Origin of the sequence: Mesorhizobium sp. M1399, from assembly GCF_040317735.1 — a bacterium.
Taxonomy (GTDB): Bacteria; Pseudomonadota; Alphaproteobacteria; order Rhizobiales; family Rhizobiaceae; genus Mesorhizobium.
Genome location: NZ_JAMYKZ010000001.1, coordinates 120,418 through 133,331, shown reverse-complemented (window position 1 = coordinate 133,331; position 12,914 = coordinate 120,418). Strand labels below are relative to the sequence as shown.

At 60.0% G+C, this 12,914-nt stretch carries 13 protein-coding genes; 10 read left to right on the top strand and 3 right to left on the bottom strand.

The window, feature by feature from the left end; translation table 11 throughout:
* The 6 genes from NKH05_RS00570 (at window position 1) to NKH05_RS00545 (ending at window position 5,377) form a co-directional block, all read left to right on the top strand.
* A complete protein-coding gene (locus NKH05_RS00570) occupies window positions 1-363 on the top strand; it encodes an ArsR/SmtB family transcription factor (RefSeq protein ID WP_353024865.1) in 363 nt (120 codons plus the stop codon).
* Window positions 344-862, top strand: coding sequence for an SRPBCC family protein (locus NKH05_RS00565; protein WP_352590452.1), 519 nt, complete (start codon window positions 344-346; stop codon window positions 860-862). The genes NKH05_RS00570 and NKH05_RS00565 overlap by 20 nt, the downstream gene beginning before the upstream one ends.
* A 344-nt stretch (window positions 863-1,206) precedes the next feature.
* Complete coding sequence (locus tag NKH05_RS00560) at window positions 1,207-1,620, top strand: hypothetical protein (RefSeq protein ID WP_352590455.1); 414 nt, start codon at window positions 1,207-1,209, stop codon at window positions 1,618-1,620.
* A 103-nt stretch (window positions 1,621-1,723) separates the two neighbouring features.
* Window positions 1,724-2,938 carry a glycosyltransferase family protein gene (locus tag NKH05_RS00555; RefSeq protein ID WP_023716538.1) on the top strand — a complete coding sequence of 405 codons (1,215 nt, stop codon included), beginning with the start codon at window positions 1,724-1,726 and terminating at the stop codon, window positions 2,936-2,938.
* 1 nt (window position 2,939) lies between these two features.
* Entirely contained in the window at window positions 2,940-4,184 is a 1,245-nt protein-coding gene (locus tag NKH05_RS00550; RefSeq protein WP_352482310.1) for a glycosyltransferase, read from the top strand.
* The gene (locus NKH05_RS00545; protein WP_352482311.1) at window positions 4,181-5,377 is read left to right on the top strand and encodes a glycosyltransferase family protein; all 1,197 of its coding nucleotides are present in this window, start codon (window positions 4,181-4,183) and stop codon (window positions 5,375-5,377) included. The genes NKH05_RS00550 and NKH05_RS00545 overlap by 4 nt, the downstream gene beginning before the upstream one ends.
* A 129-nt stretch (window positions 5,378-5,506) precedes the next feature.
* On the opposite strand, the gene NKH05_RS00540 is transcribed toward NKH05_RS00545, so the two are convergent.
* Window positions 5,507-6,178, bottom strand: a complete 672-nt coding sequence (locus tag NKH05_RS00540) for a class I SAM-dependent methyltransferase (protein ID WP_031193291.1) — start codon at window positions 6,176-6,178, stop codon at window positions 5,507-5,509.
* Here NKH05_RS00540 and NKH05_RS00535 point away from each other — a divergent pair.
* From NKH05_RS00535 to NKH05_RS00520, 4 genes are all read left to right on the top strand, one after another.
* On the top strand, window positions 6,164-6,628 hold the full coding sequence (locus tag NKH05_RS00535; RefSeq protein WP_352482312.1) for a hypothetical protein: 465 nt from the start codon (window positions 6,164-6,166) through the stop codon (window positions 6,626-6,628). The two genes, NKH05_RS00540 and NKH05_RS00535, sit on opposite strands and share 15 nt — an antisense overlap.
* A 17-nt stretch (window positions 6,629-6,645) precedes the next feature.
* Window positions 6,646-9,360 carry an ABC transporter transmembrane domain-containing protein gene (locus NKH05_RS00530; RefSeq protein ID WP_352638886.1) on the top strand — a complete coding sequence of 905 codons (2,715 nt, stop codon included), beginning with the start codon at window positions 6,646-6,648 and terminating at the stop codon, window positions 9,358-9,360.
* Window positions 9,361-9,517: 157 nt separating this feature from the next.
* Window positions 9,518-9,967: a cyclic nucleotide-binding domain-containing protein gene (locus NKH05_RS00525; protein WP_254023581.1), complete on the top strand. Its 450-nt coding sequence runs from the start codon at window positions 9,518-9,520 to the stop codon at window positions 9,965-9,967.
* Between the two features lie 122 nt (window positions 9,968-10,089).
* A complete protein-coding gene (locus NKH05_RS00520; protein WP_352715985.1) occupies window positions 10,090-10,944 on the top strand; it encodes an MBL fold metallo-hydrolase in 855 nt (284 codons plus the stop codon).
* Window positions 10,945-11,034: 90 nt separating this feature from the next.
* On the opposite strand, the gene NKH05_RS00515 is transcribed toward NKH05_RS00520, so the two are convergent.
* Window positions 11,035-11,811 carry a polysaccharide deacetylase family protein gene (locus tag NKH05_RS00515; RefSeq protein WP_352590461.1) on the bottom strand — a complete coding sequence of 259 codons (777 nt, stop codon included), beginning with the start codon at window positions 11,809-11,811 and terminating at the stop codon, window positions 11,035-11,037.
* The gene (locus NKH05_RS00510; protein ID WP_352590464.1) at window positions 11,808-12,896 is read right to left on the bottom strand and encodes a glycosyltransferase family 4 protein; all 1,089 of its coding nucleotides are present in this window, start codon (window positions 12,894-12,896) and stop codon (window positions 11,808-11,810) included. Before NKH05_RS00510 ends, NKH05_RS00515 begins: the two co-directional genes overlap by 4 nt.
* Window positions 12,897-12,914 lie beyond the last annotated feature (18 nt).

Here is a 12,914-nt window from a genome sequence, read left to right as displayed (position 1 = left end):
ATGGTTCAGTATTTAATGCCCCACCTCGATGCCTCATTCGCCGCGCTCTCGGACGCCACCCGGCGCGGCGTTTTGGAGCAACTCGGACGAGCAGACGCCTCGATCACGGACCTTGCCGAAAAGTTCCACATGACCCTCACGGGCATGAAGAAGCACGTCGGCGTCTTGGAGAAGGCGGGGCTCGTCACCACGAAGAAGGTTGGGCGCGTGCGGACCTGCAAGCTTGGCCTACGCGCACTGGAGGAAGAGGCGGCATGGATCGAGAGGCACCGCCAGCTCTGGGACGCACGCTTCAACGAGTTGGACAAGGTTGTCGAGGAATTGAAACGGAAGGAGAAAGTCGATGGACGAAACAAGAGCTAGTGAGCCCACCCCCATGCAGAACCGCACGATGGTGGAACGGAAGTCCGACCGGGAGCTGGTCGTTACGCGAACCTTTGACGCGCCGGCACGCACCGTGTTCGAGGCTTGGACCAAGCCCGAGCTGTTCATGCGGTGGTGGGCACCGAAGTCGATGGGCATGTTCCTGCGTTCCTGCGAGATGGATGTTCGTGTCGGGGGCAGGTACCGTTTGGTATTCGGCCACGATGCCTCAAACCCTGACGAGTTCTTCGGTAGGTATATCGAAGTGACACCGCACTCGCGCCTCGTCTGGACCAATGACGAAGGTGGTGACGGTGGACCCATCACCACGGTGACCTTCGAGGAAATAGGTGGCAAGACGCTGCTGGTCATGCACGAGCTCTATCCCTCAAAGGAAGCTCTCGACGCTGCCGGCACCGGGGCGGCGGATGCGATGGGCGAGACGTTCGAGCAACTGGACGAGCTTCTCGTCACGCTAGGCGCGAGCGTGCGACGGTGATGAAGTCGTCGATCTCCCGGTCGGCAGCCTGGATCTTCAACTAGGCGGAAGAGAACCCCGACGAGATCGTCGCCGCCCTCTGTGAACCTACGAGGCCAATCATCAAACTCATTGAGGTTTCGCCAACTATCGGGACCAATCGAGTGATTTTCGCACCTCGCGACGTTCGGCGACGCGCTCAGGTCGTCTCAAAAAGGACCGTCACCGCCCCAGCTAAGGCATTAGCCAGAGGCCATAGCGATCGACAAGTAACCGGTGTTGCACACACTCTGCCGCAGGCGGTGTGTTGTGAGCGCTGGCGTCCACTCGATTCCTGCCGAAATTCCGGCTAGCTTGGGCGATAGATGGCTCAGTTCTGGTCGGTGAATCATAATCAGACCGCCCGTCAAGAGATTGATGGGCAGCACTTTTGGTCCCCCAAGACCGAGAGCAATGGCGCGCGAAATGAGTTCTACAACAACATGCGCCGTGCGACGCCCGGTGACCCTGTCCTTTCGTATACCGATCAAGCAATTGACTATATGCGCAGGATAGCGGAATTCGCTTTCACCGCTCGGAAACCAATCAAGTTCGGAGAGGCCTTATTGGAATCAAGAGCGATGACTTCTGCCGATCTTTTGGACACCGCTTTCCCCTTCGATCCCCAAAACAACAACAGGGAGTCTCGACCCGCTCCCGCCGAGGCGATATTCGCCAATCCATCTAGTTTCGGACTCAGGCAATCAGAAAGTTATCTGACAGGCATTCCACAGAAGTAATACAAATTGAAAATCGCGGCCTCATGTTTCAAAACCAGGATGGTTTCGAAGCCGGCGGGTCGCTCACGGTCCTCAAAGCGAGAATTCTAAGAGACGTTCAACAATGACCCAGCACGCAGAAAACGCTCGAATTCTCATGTACAGCCACGACACGTTCGGGCTCGGCCATTTGCAGCGCTGCCGGACTATCGCGCATTCGCTGGTCGAGGATTTCCGCGGACTTCAGGTGCTTATCATTTCGGGTGCGACTATCGCTGGCGCCTTCGACTACCGCGCCCGTGTCGACTTCGTGAAGATCCCCAGCGTCATCAAGCTGCGCAACGGCGAATACACCTCGCTGGAAAAGGACATCGATCTGCATGAGACGCTAAGGATGCGCCAGTCGATCATCCGCCATACAGCTGAGACCTTCCGGCCGGATATCTTCATCGTCGACAAGGAACCGCTCGGCCTGCGCGGTGAGATCGAGGACACGCTGTCCTACCTCAAGACGCGGGGCACCACTCTCGTGCTTGGCCTGCGCGAGGTAATGGATGCGCCGCATCTGCTCGAAGCAGAGTGGGCACGCAGGGATGTGATGCGCAAGATAGGCCTGTTCTACGACAAGGTCTGGGCCTATGGCCCGCCGGATTTCTACGATCCGTTGACCGGCTTGGATGTGCCGCCGGCTGTCAGGGCAAAGATGAGGTTCGTCGGTTTCCTGCAACGGAGCCTGCAGCGGAACGAGTTGCCCGGCCACCGGCCCGAGGGCGACTATATCCTCGTTACTACCGGTGGCGGCGGTGACGGCGCCGAACTGATCCACGACGTCATCGATGCCTATCAGCAGGATCCGCAATTGCAGCATAGGGCCCTGATCGTGCTTGGGCCTTACATGCCGGCGCGCAAGCGCAACAAGCTGCTCAAGAAGGGGTCCAAGATCCCCTACATCAAGATCATCGAGTTCGACAACCGCATGGAAGACCTGATTGCCGGCGCCAAGGCGGTAGTGGCGATGGGCGGTTACAACACCTATTGCGAGATACTGTCTTTCGACAAGCCGGCGCTGATCGTGCCGCGCGTCGAGCCCCGCCAGGAACAACTGATCCGCGCTCGGCGCGCAGCCGAACTTGGCCTCATCGAGATGCTTTTGCCGGAGGAAGCCAAGGATTCCCAGCGGTTTGCCGATGCACTGGTGGCGCTGCCGGACCGGCCCCACCCATCACAGAGCAATCCGCATCTGACGCTGGAAGGGCTGCCTCATATTTCCGAAATCGTCGCGGAACTGCTCGACCGGCGGGCCGGCCATCACCTTTCGGTCATTGAAGGAATGACCTGAGTTGCAACATCGCAAGATCGTCGTGGTTCTGAAGGGCTATCCGCGGCTGTCCGAAACCTTCATCGCGCAGGAATTGCTCGGTCTGGAGCGTGCAGGGTTCGACCTGATACTCGTCGCGCTCAGGCGGCCGACCGACGAAAAACGCCACCCCGTGCATGACGAGATCAAAGCGCCGGTCCATTATCTGCCGGAATATCTGCATGAAGAGCCGCTGCGCGTGCTTCGCTCGCTGTTTGCCTATCTGCTGCGGCCGTGCTTCTGGCGCACGCTCGGATCGCTGGCTGCCGATCTCCCCCACGACTTTACGCGCAATCGCGCGCGCCGCTTCGGGCAAGCGCTCGTGCTGGCGGCCGAATGGCCGGAAGACGCGGGCTGGCTGCATGCACATTTCGCGCACACACCGGCATCGGTGACGCGCTATGCCAGCCAGCTTCGTGGCCTGCCCTGGACCTGCTCGGCCCATGCCAAGGACATCTGGACTTCGGCGGACTGGGATCTGGCCGGCAAGCTTTCCTCGGCGCGCTGGACGGTCACCTGCACGAAAACCGGCTTCGACCGTCTGAAAAAACTCGCTAACGGCAACTCGTCTATACATCTGAGCTATCATGGGCTCGACCTTGATCGCTTCGGCAGTTTCGGCGAGGCGCGAAAGCAGCATGACGGCTCGGCGCCGGACGAACCGGTTGTCGTTCTGAGTGTCGGGCGCGCCGTTGAAAAGAAAGGTTACGATACGTTGCTGCAGGCCCTTGCCCTGTTGCCCGGTGATTTGGCGTGGCGTTTCGAGCATATCGGCGGCGGCGAGGAACTGGAGCGGTTCAAGGCGCTGGCGCAAAAGCTCGGACTGGATGGTCGCGTCTCTTGGAAAGGCGCGCTTGCGCAGGAGGAAGTGCTTGAGCACTACCGCCGCGCCGACATCTTCGCCCTGGCCTGCAGGATCACCGCAAATGGCGATCGTGACGGTCTGCCGAATGTTCTGGTGGAGGCGGCCAGCCAGCGGCTTGCCTGCGTGTCGACCGATATTTCCGGCGTGCCGGAGCTTTTATCGCCGGATGAAACCGGGCTGCTGGTTCCGACGGAAAACCCAATTGCCCTGGCACAGGCGCTGGAGCGCCTGATCCGTGATCCCGTACTGCGCGCCCGCCTCGGCGACGCCGCAGAGCGGCGCGTGCGCGGCAATTTCGATCATATGGCAAGCATTGGACAGCTCAAGGAACTGTTCGAGCGGGAGTGGCGGGCCGCCGAATGAAGCGGCTGCGCGCTTTCTTCTATGTCCAGCACCTGCTCGGCATCGGCCATCTTGCGCGCGCCAGCCGCATTGCGGCGGCTCTGGTCGATGACGGGTTTGACGTGACCGTCGTGACCGGCGGAGCGCCGATCGCCGGGTTTCCGGGACTCGGTGTAAAATCTGTAATCCTGCCACCTGTCACCTCCGGTGATGAAGGATTTTCCGGACTTGTCGACCTGGAGGGCAACCCGATCGACGATGATTTCAAGAAATGGCGTTCAGAGATGCTGCTGCAGGCATTCCGGGATTGCAGGCCTGATATCGTCATTCTCGAGGCGTTTCCATTTGGACGCCGACAGATGCGTTTCGAACTCTTGCCGCTGATCGAGGCCATCGACGCGACGTCGCCCAGACCGCTGCTGGCGACGTCCGTCCGTGACATCCTTCAGGAGCGCGTCAAGCCGGGCCGAAACGAGGAAACGGTCGATCTCATCAACAGGCATTTCGACCTTGTTATGGTCCACGGCGATCCGGCGTTCGCAACCATCGACAAGACATTTCCGCTGGCTGGGACGATCAGGGCCGAGGTCACCTACACAGGGCTCGTTGCCGCGCCGCCCTCACCCGCGGCCTCCGAGCGCTTCGACGTTCTGGTGTCGGTTGGCGGCGGGGCTGCCGGAAAGAGCCTTGTCAGCTCCACGATCGCAGCGGCGCGGAATGCCAACAACGCTCGGAAATGGTGTTTGATCACCGGCCCAAACCTGCCGAAAGACGAATTTGACGCGATCGCACGCGATGCCACGCCGGGCCTGTCCATCTTCCGGTTCCGCGAGGATTTCGCCAGCCTGCTGACAGGCGCCCGCCTGTCAGTCTCGCAGGCGGGTTACAACACGGTCTGCGATGTCCTGCGCGCGGGTTGTCGCTCCCTGCTCGTTCCATTTGCAGCCGGCGGGGAAACCGAACAGACGGTTCGCGCCCTGATGCTCGAAGAACTCGGTCTTGCAACGGTGCTGATGGAAAAGGACCTAACGCCTGAAGGTTTGGCGCAAGCGATCGAACAGGCGCTTGTGAGACCGACGCCATCCGCGCATCGTCTCGATCTGGAAGGCGCGCGTCGCTCCGCGCAAATCCTGCACGAGCGGTATCGAACATGGTCCCTAAAAGTGGAGCCCGGTTTCGGAAAAGCTCATGATCAAACAGACGATAGATCCTAGTCCTACTGCGTTACTGACTCAGTAGGACTAACGCACGTCGCGTCTGGTGAGTTTCGTGCGACGCGCTTCAAGTCCTGTTTTATGCATGTCGTTGTCCGAAAACCGCTACGCACTTTTGGGCGAAATACATTAAACAGTTCCAATCAGCATGAAGCGCGTATAATTTTTTGTCGGCAGTTCGCCGGAGAACCGCACCTCCCGTAGCGCCGCCATTGCTTCGAAGGTTGCAAGTGAAGCCACGCAGTTGATGTGCGTCGGCTCGCTGAAATAATCGTTCGATTGCAGCAGTACATTCGTGCCCCGCGGAAGCAGAGCAAGCCAGGCGCGCAGATCGGCTATGTGTTCGCAGCTCGTATTGACTATCAGGTCGGGCCGGACGGCCGCATAGTCGAGTGCGTACATATCTGCCGTTAGCGCCCGGAACCGGTCGCCGGCTTCCCGGTTGAGGGTCCGGGCGACCGGCGCGACTTCGGGATCGATGTCGATGCTATCGACCGCCGCGATGTCGAAGCGGGCGTCGTTGAAAAGCATTGCCGGCAATACGCCGTACCATCCACCCAGAACCCATATGCGCCCGAACCGGCCGCCGCAGCTTTCGAACAGCCTGTCGAGCGCCCACATCTTGCAGGCGACCTGCTTGTGGTTGAAGGCGTTGGCGATATCGGCCTTCGGATGCTTGGTGACGACGCGCGCCAGCCCTGCCACGAGAGGGCAGTTGACATAAGCAGCAATTCCCCGCGTGAGGTCCAAGGCTTGCTCGTGCCAGTCCATACCGGCATTGCGTGGTTGCGTGACATCCATCATATTTGTCTTGTATGTTGGGATTTCGGGCGACACAACGCAATCTTGCCTCCCGCAAGACTGTTTGATTCCGCGGACGTGATTATGCTGCAAGCCGCTTGGCTATTGCCCGGTGCCGGAGAGAGCCTGTTGCATCTGTCCGGATCATCGGCGTCCATCCGCCAGCACCAGCCGCCCAGTTGCGGCCTCGTGCTGCTCGGCTATTCGCCAACGCCCTGCGGAAGCCGCGAACCGTCTGGCCAGCTGCCTTCTTCGCTGATCAACAATGCCCATGTCGTTGTCATCGACCATGCGCCGGAACTGGATCGCGCCGCCTCGCAGGTTCCTTGCATCGTTGAGCGCAGGACAATGTCCGTGCACTGCAGCTTCGACTTTGTCGTTGGCGACGAAGAAATTGCCGATACGCCATTCGCCAGCAGGTGCGTTTACATCCTGCATCCTTTCAACTGAAGGGTCCGCAGTCGCATATGGAACCCAGCCTAGCCCGCTACATCTGGACGCACACCAAGAAGCAGCAGCTCTGGATATTGATGATCGTCGTGCTTTCGATGGTCCCGTATTTCATGTCCTTCGACCTACCGAAGCTGATCGTCAACGGCCCGATCCAAGGTAGGGGCTTCGAGCAACCGGGCGCGACCCAGCCATTCATGAGGCTACACTATAACCTGCCGTTCATTGGAGAGGTCCAGTTCTTCTCCGGTTTTCAGCTCGACCGCAAGGAGACCCTGTTTGCCCTGAGCCTTGTGTTCCTCTTGCTAGTCGTCATCAACGGCCTGTTCAAATTCTACATCAACACCTACAAGGGCCGCCTCGGCGAACGCATGCTGCGACGTATCCGCTTCGATCTGGTGGACCGTGTGCTGCGTTTTCCGCCGGTCTACTTCAAGCGGGTGAAATCCGCCGAAGTGGCGACCATGGTGAAGGACGAGGTAGAGCCGCTGGGCGGCTTCATCGGCGACGCCTTCCTGCAGCCGGTACTGCTCGGCGGCCAGGCGCTGACGGCCATGCTGTTCATCATGATCCAGAACGTCTGGCTCGGAATGATAGCAGTCGTGATCGTGGTGATCCAGATCGTACTCATCCCGCGAATGCGGCGGCGGCTGATCGTGCTCGGGCGCCAACGGCAGTTGACGGCGCGCGCGCTTTCGGGCCGGGTTGGCGAAATCGTCGACGGCATCGGCGCGGTTCACGTCCACGATACATCAAACTACGAGCGCGCCGACATAGCTGCCCGGCTCGGGCTCATCTTCAAGATCCGCTTCGATCTTTACCAATGGAAATTCATGGTGAAGTTCCTCAACAATTTTCTCGCGCAGCTCACGCCCTTTCTGTTCTATATGATCGGCGGGTATCTGGTCATCCAGGGGAGGCTGGACGTCGGCCAGCTCGTGGCCGTGATCGGCGCCTACAAGGACCTGCCCGGACCGATGAAGGAACTGATCGACTGGGATCAGGATCGGCAGGATGTCCAGGTCAAATATCAACAGGTCGTTGAACAGTTCACCGTCGAGGGTCTCATCGCGCCGAAAATCGGGGCATTGACGATCGACGATCCTGATCCGATGACCAATCCCCTGTCGGCGATCAATCTGTCTATAGCAGACGATGGCGGTGCAATGCTCCTCAACCGTATCTCCCTCCAGGTCAAGCCGGGTGAGACGGTGGCGCTGGTCAGTACCGCAACAGGTGGAGCGGAGGCGCTTGCAGAAGCCTTCGCGCGGCTGAACTGGCCGGACAGCGGAAGGGTCGCTTCGGGCACCGACGACCTGCTTGAACTTCCCGAGGCAGTGACCGGCCGGCGCATGTCCTATGCCTCGTCGGATGTTTTCCTGTTCCAGGCAAGCCTCCGCGACAACCTGCTCTACGGGTTGAAGCATGCGCCGCTGACATCGGTGCCTTATGACGGTGCCGCGGCAGACCAGCACCGCTGGAATATCCACGAGGCGCGCCGGTCGGGCAATCCGGATCTCGATATCCACAGCGACTGGATCAACTATGCTTCCGCTGGCGCTACCGGCCCGCACGACCTCTTTGAAGCCGTGCGCCGGGTGCTCGACGCGGTTGTTCTGTCGCGCGACATTCTGGATCTCGGCTTGCGCTCTTCGGCCGACCTCACGCGTCACACGGAGCTTGCCAGGCGGATCGTTGAACTGCGTGCGGCGCTGCGAACCCGGCTGGAACAAGAGGGGCTGAGCGGACTGGTGGTTCCTTTCGAACCGGGCGCCTACAACAAGGAAGCAACGATCGGCCAAAACCTGCTCTTCGGCGCTGCCGCCGGCCCCGAACTGGCCGACAGGGCCCTGGCGGCCAATCCCTATTTTGCTTCTGTGCTGAGGCAAGCCGGCCTCGACCGCACGCTCTACGAAATGGGCTTGGAGATCGCCAAACAGGCGATCGAGCTGTTTGCCGACCTGCCGCCCGATCACCAGTTCTTCCAGCAGCTCGCCTTCATGAGCGCCGAGGAGATACCCGCCTACGAAACCTTGCTACAACGGCTCAAGAACCGTCCTCACGAGGCGGTTTCAGAGAACGATCGCGCCATGATCGTCACCTTGAGCTTTGCCTACATCGAGCCCCGGCATCGCTTCGGCCTGCTGAGCGACGAGCTGATGAGCAAGATCGTCGCTGCACGCAGCCGGTTCTATGAAAACCTGCCGCCCGAACTGCAAAATGCGGTCGAACGGTATGACCCTGCCAAATACATTGCCGCGGCCACCGTCATGGATAACGTCCTGTTCGGGCGTGTGGGCAACAACCATCCCGACGCACCGGACCGCATACGCTCCATCGTCTATGACATTCTTGACGAACTGGGGCTTTATGCCGAACTTCTGGATGTCGGCCTGGACTTCAACGTCGGCTCCGGCGGCAGGCGGCTGACCGGTGGACAGCGACAGAAGCTCGATGTTGCCCGGGCCCTGCTCAAGCGTCCCGATTTTCTCATTCTCAACCGGCCACTTTCGGCGCTCGACCAGCGCATGCAGGATAAGGTGCTGCGAAACGTGCTCGAGGAAGCCAGGCGCGACGGCCATTCGCCGGCAATTGTATGGGTCGTGACGAATCCAGCAATGGCGATGATGTTCGATCGCGTTATCGTCTTCGACTCGGGTCAATTGGCGGAAGACGGAACACACGAGACACTTTTGGCAGGGAACGGTATCTTCAAGGAACTGTTGTCATAGAGCAACGGACATTCAGATGGGATCATTCTGCCGGTGCACGACATCGGGCTCGCCACCTTTCGCGTGGTTTGTCTCGCCGTCTCGAAAAGAGAATTGATTCCATCTGGGCGTCCGTTGCTCTAGTCTGGCAAACGCGAATTTTGGAAGGTTTGCGACAATGCTGCTCAAGGATGAAGTTGGAATGCTGCAACGCGTTCCCTTGTTCTCTGCCATCGAGCCGACAAAGCTCAAGCTGCTTGCGTTCACATCCGATCGTGTGAGCTACAGCGCCGGCCAGATCCTTTTCCGGCAGGGCGACGAGGGAGACGCCGCCTATGTCATCCTTTCAGGCAGGGCGGATATTCTTGTCGATTCCGACAGCGGACCGATAAAAGTTGCCGAACTGGAGCCAAATTCGATCGTTGGCGAGATCGCCATATTGTGCAACAGCTCCCGCACTGCCACCGTCAGAGCGGCAAGTCCGCTGGAAGTCCTGAGAATCCGCAAGGATCATTTCCTGAGGCTTATGAGGGAGTTCCCGGAAATGACCATCGAGATATTGCGGGTTCTTGCCGATCGCCTAAGCCATACAACCGCGGATCTGATCGACGCACGAAGCGCCAAATAACGAAGGACGTGCGCTCGATCCTCGCCGTCGTGACGGCACTGTCCTCTCGCTGAGAAGATCACCCGGAGAAAGCCTGTCTCGCCTAGCAGCAGTTGTTTGGATATGATGGGCGAAGGGGTAGCATGGACGACAACGTTTTCCTGGTCAGGTTTTGGGGTGTCCGCGGCAGCATTTCGGTATCAGGGCCAGAATTCTCTCGCTATGGCGGCAACTCAATCTGCGTCGAGATGCGATGCGGTAAGCATACGCTTCTGTTCGACGCAGGCTCTGGCCTACGGCCTGCCGGCGCGGCGCTTCAGGCGTTGGGCGTGACCGATTTCGACCTGCTTTTCACCCATTGCCATTACGATCACATCATCGGGCTGCCGTCTTTTGCGCCGATCTATGACCGGGGCGCCAAGGTTACGCTTTGGTCCGGGCATCTTGCAGGACACATGACGACCCGGCAGATGGTCGATGAGTTCATGCGGCCGCCGTGGTTTCCGGTGAAACTGGAGATCAGCAAGGCAAGCCTCGACTATCGCGATTTCGTATCCGGAGACGTGCTTCGCCCGCGCGAAGGGGTGGTGGTCCGAACCGGCAGTCTTATCCATCCGGGCGGCTGCATAGGCTACCGGGTCGAATGGGGCGGCCGCGTCGTGGCGGTGATCACAGACACTGAGCACGAGCCGGACAAACTCGATCAGACGGTGCTCGGCCTGATCGAAGATGCCGACCTCGTCATTTACGATTGCACCTACACCGAGGAGGAAATGGAACGCCGCCGCGGTTACGGGCACTCGACATGGCAACAGGGCGTCAAGCTCTGTGAGGCGGCCGGTGCGCGGGGGCTTGCGCTGTTTCACCACGATCCGACACGCACCGACAAGGAACTGGACAAGATCGAGAAACTGGCCAAGGACAGGTTTACCGGCGCTTTTGCCGCGCGGGATGGCCAGACGCTCAAACTTCCAGTCTCATTGCGCAAAAAGCGCTGAGCTATTTTCCTCTAGAGCGCTTCACCGTTTCACAGAAACGGCGAAGCGCTCTATCTCTTTGTTTTGACGCAATTCCAGACGGAAAATCGTTCACACTTTTCCTGGAATTGCTCTACCGGCGCTGCGCCCGATCAATGTCCTGATCGGAAGCCATGCGCAGGCTTCAGTCCGTGCGGTGACGGCGAACAGCCGTTCGAGGAAAAGCCAGGCCGATTCATCGTGTACGAGATGGTGGGTGAGCAGACCGACCGGTTCGCCGCCATCGAATGCATGCTGCAATTGCGCGATGATAGCCTGAACCAATAGGCCGTGATCGCGGCAGCCGCGCGTGCCATGCCAATCCATGATGTCGACATTGCTGTTGATGACCGCCAGTGAAGCACGCCTCGGCGGCCCATAGACCGACAATGCCGCAAATCCTATCGATCCAAGGTCGGATACCAGGCCGGCGTCGATCCTGTTCCAGGGTGGCACCAGCATCGGAACGGTACGTGCGCCGTGCAGGCCGGTTACGTGCGACAGCCCGCGAGCCAGATCATTGAGCACCGCCTCGCGTGGCCGATGCGCGCCGAGCTCCTGCTTTTTCTGGTCCTCGGGCGCATGATTTCGGTGCGCCCAGCCATGGATGGCGACCGTGGCATGCGGCGCCTCGTCAAGCCGGACGACAAGCTTCTCATCAGTCAGGGCCGGAATGACGGCCAGAGTCACCGGAACCGCGAATTCACCGGTGAGGTCGAGCAGCCGATCAAGCGCAGGCGTCGGATCCACGGCGTCATCGTCGCGCAGCCAAAACTCTGCCTTGCGATCTGCCCGTTGCCGGCACGCCAGTTCTTCCACCAAGGGCTGCCAGATCTGATCGGATGTCATGAAACCGGGATCTTCGCAAGGAGTTCGGCCAGCCGCGCCACTGCAGCACCGAGGGAACGTTCTTCGAGGATGAAACGTCTGGCTTCCGCGCCCATGATGGTTCTTTCGTCGTTACGGGCCAGAAGCCTTTCAATGGCAGAAGCGAACGCCGCCACATCGCCCGGCGGGGTGAGAAACCCGGTCTGGCCATCCCGCACGACCTCCGGCACGCCGGCGATGTCCTGAGCCACCACCGGAAGGCCGGCGGCCTGTGCTTCAAGATAGGCAACGCCATAGGCCTCGCCGCAACCCGGCCAGACGTAAATTCCCCCACTGTAGAGGACATCCGGCACGGCGGCTGGCTCAATCGCGCCAAGCCATTCGATACGGTCGGCGGGCAAGCCGGCGAATTGCGCTTTGACCTCGTCACGGGCAGGCCCATCCCCGACGACCGACATGGTCCAGGGCAGATGGCCGATCGGACCGAGCGCTTGCGCCAGCATGCGATAGCTTTCGACTTTGTCGCCCGGGCGCATCATGGCGACGGTAACGAGGCGCGTCGGACAACTCCGTGCCGGCGTTTCCCGGAATACCGATGTGTCGATGAAGGGCGAAAGCATGCCGAAAGCGGCGTCGGGAATCGCATCTGCCAGTCCCTGACGATCCCTTTGCGTGAAGCAGATGTTCAGCGCTGCCTGTTCGACGGCTCGCGCCACCAACGCTTGCGTATCGGCCCACAAACCGGTGTTGCGCCGCCTCGAATAGGAGGCTTCCGCTGTCACATAGGGGACACCAAAGGCCAACGCCAGCTCGGGCCCGATCAGGTCGGGCGCCTTGTAATAGGGATGATAGGTGAACCACAGACCGGGCTTGCCGTCACGATCCCAAAGCCTTGCCAGCCGCGCGGCTTCCTCCCGGGCCTCGATCTTGAGCGCGTCGAAACTTTTCGAATCCGGTTCGCGTAGATAGAAGCGTAATTCGGATGCTAGTTCGACGCTATGCCCTCCATGCTCCAGCGCCTTGACCAGCATCCGTGCCATCTGGCGGTCGCCGGAGGCAACGGGATGATTGGGCGACTTCAGCGGCGCGTAGAAGGCAATTCGCATCGCCGGACCCTATCATCG

Excerpts from the sequence above, each read along its gene's own strand:
- NKH05_RS00570 (WP_353024865.1), top strand. The coding sequence starts at position 1 with ATGGTTCAGTATTTAATGCCCCACCTCGATGCCTCATTCGCCGCGCTC.
- NKH05_RS00565 (WP_352590452.1), top strand. The coding sequence starts at position 344 with ATGGACGAAACAAGAGCTAGTGAGCCCACCCCCATGCAGAACCGCACG.
- NKH05_RS00560 (WP_352590455.1), top strand. The coding sequence starts at position 1,207 with ATGGCTCAGTTCTGGTCGGTGAATCATAATCAGACCGCCCGTCAAGAG.
- NKH05_RS00555 (WP_023716538.1), top strand. The coding sequence starts at position 1,724 with ATGACCCAGCACGCAGAAAACGCTCGAATTCTCATGTACAGCCACGAC.
- NKH05_RS00545 (WP_352482311.1), top strand. The coding sequence starts at position 4,181 with ATGAAGCGGCTGCGCGCTTTCTTCTATGTCCAGCACCTGCTCGGCATC.
- NKH05_RS00540 (WP_031193291.1), bottom strand. The coding sequence starts at position 6,178 with ATGGATGTCACGCAACCACGCAATGCCGGTATGGACTGGCACGAGCAA.
- NKH05_RS00530 (WP_352638886.1), top strand. The coding sequence starts at position 6,646 with ATGGAACCCAGCCTAGCCCGCTACATCTGGACGCACACCAAGAAGCAG.
- NKH05_RS00525 (WP_254023581.1), top strand. The coding sequence starts at position 9,518 with ATGCTGCTCAAGGATGAAGTTGGAATGCTGCAACGCGTTCCCTTGTTC.
- NKH05_RS00520 (WP_352715985.1), top strand. The coding sequence starts at position 10,090 with ATGGACGACAACGTTTTCCTGGTCAGGTTTTGGGGTGTCCGCGGCAGC.
- NKH05_RS00515 (WP_352590461.1), bottom strand. The coding sequence starts at position 11,811 with ATGACATCCGATCAGATCTGGCAGCCCTTGGTGGAAGAACTGGCGTGC.
- NKH05_RS00510 (WP_352590464.1), bottom strand. The coding sequence starts at position 12,896 with ATGCGAATTGCCTTCTACGCGCCGCTGAAGTCGCCCAATCATCCCGTT.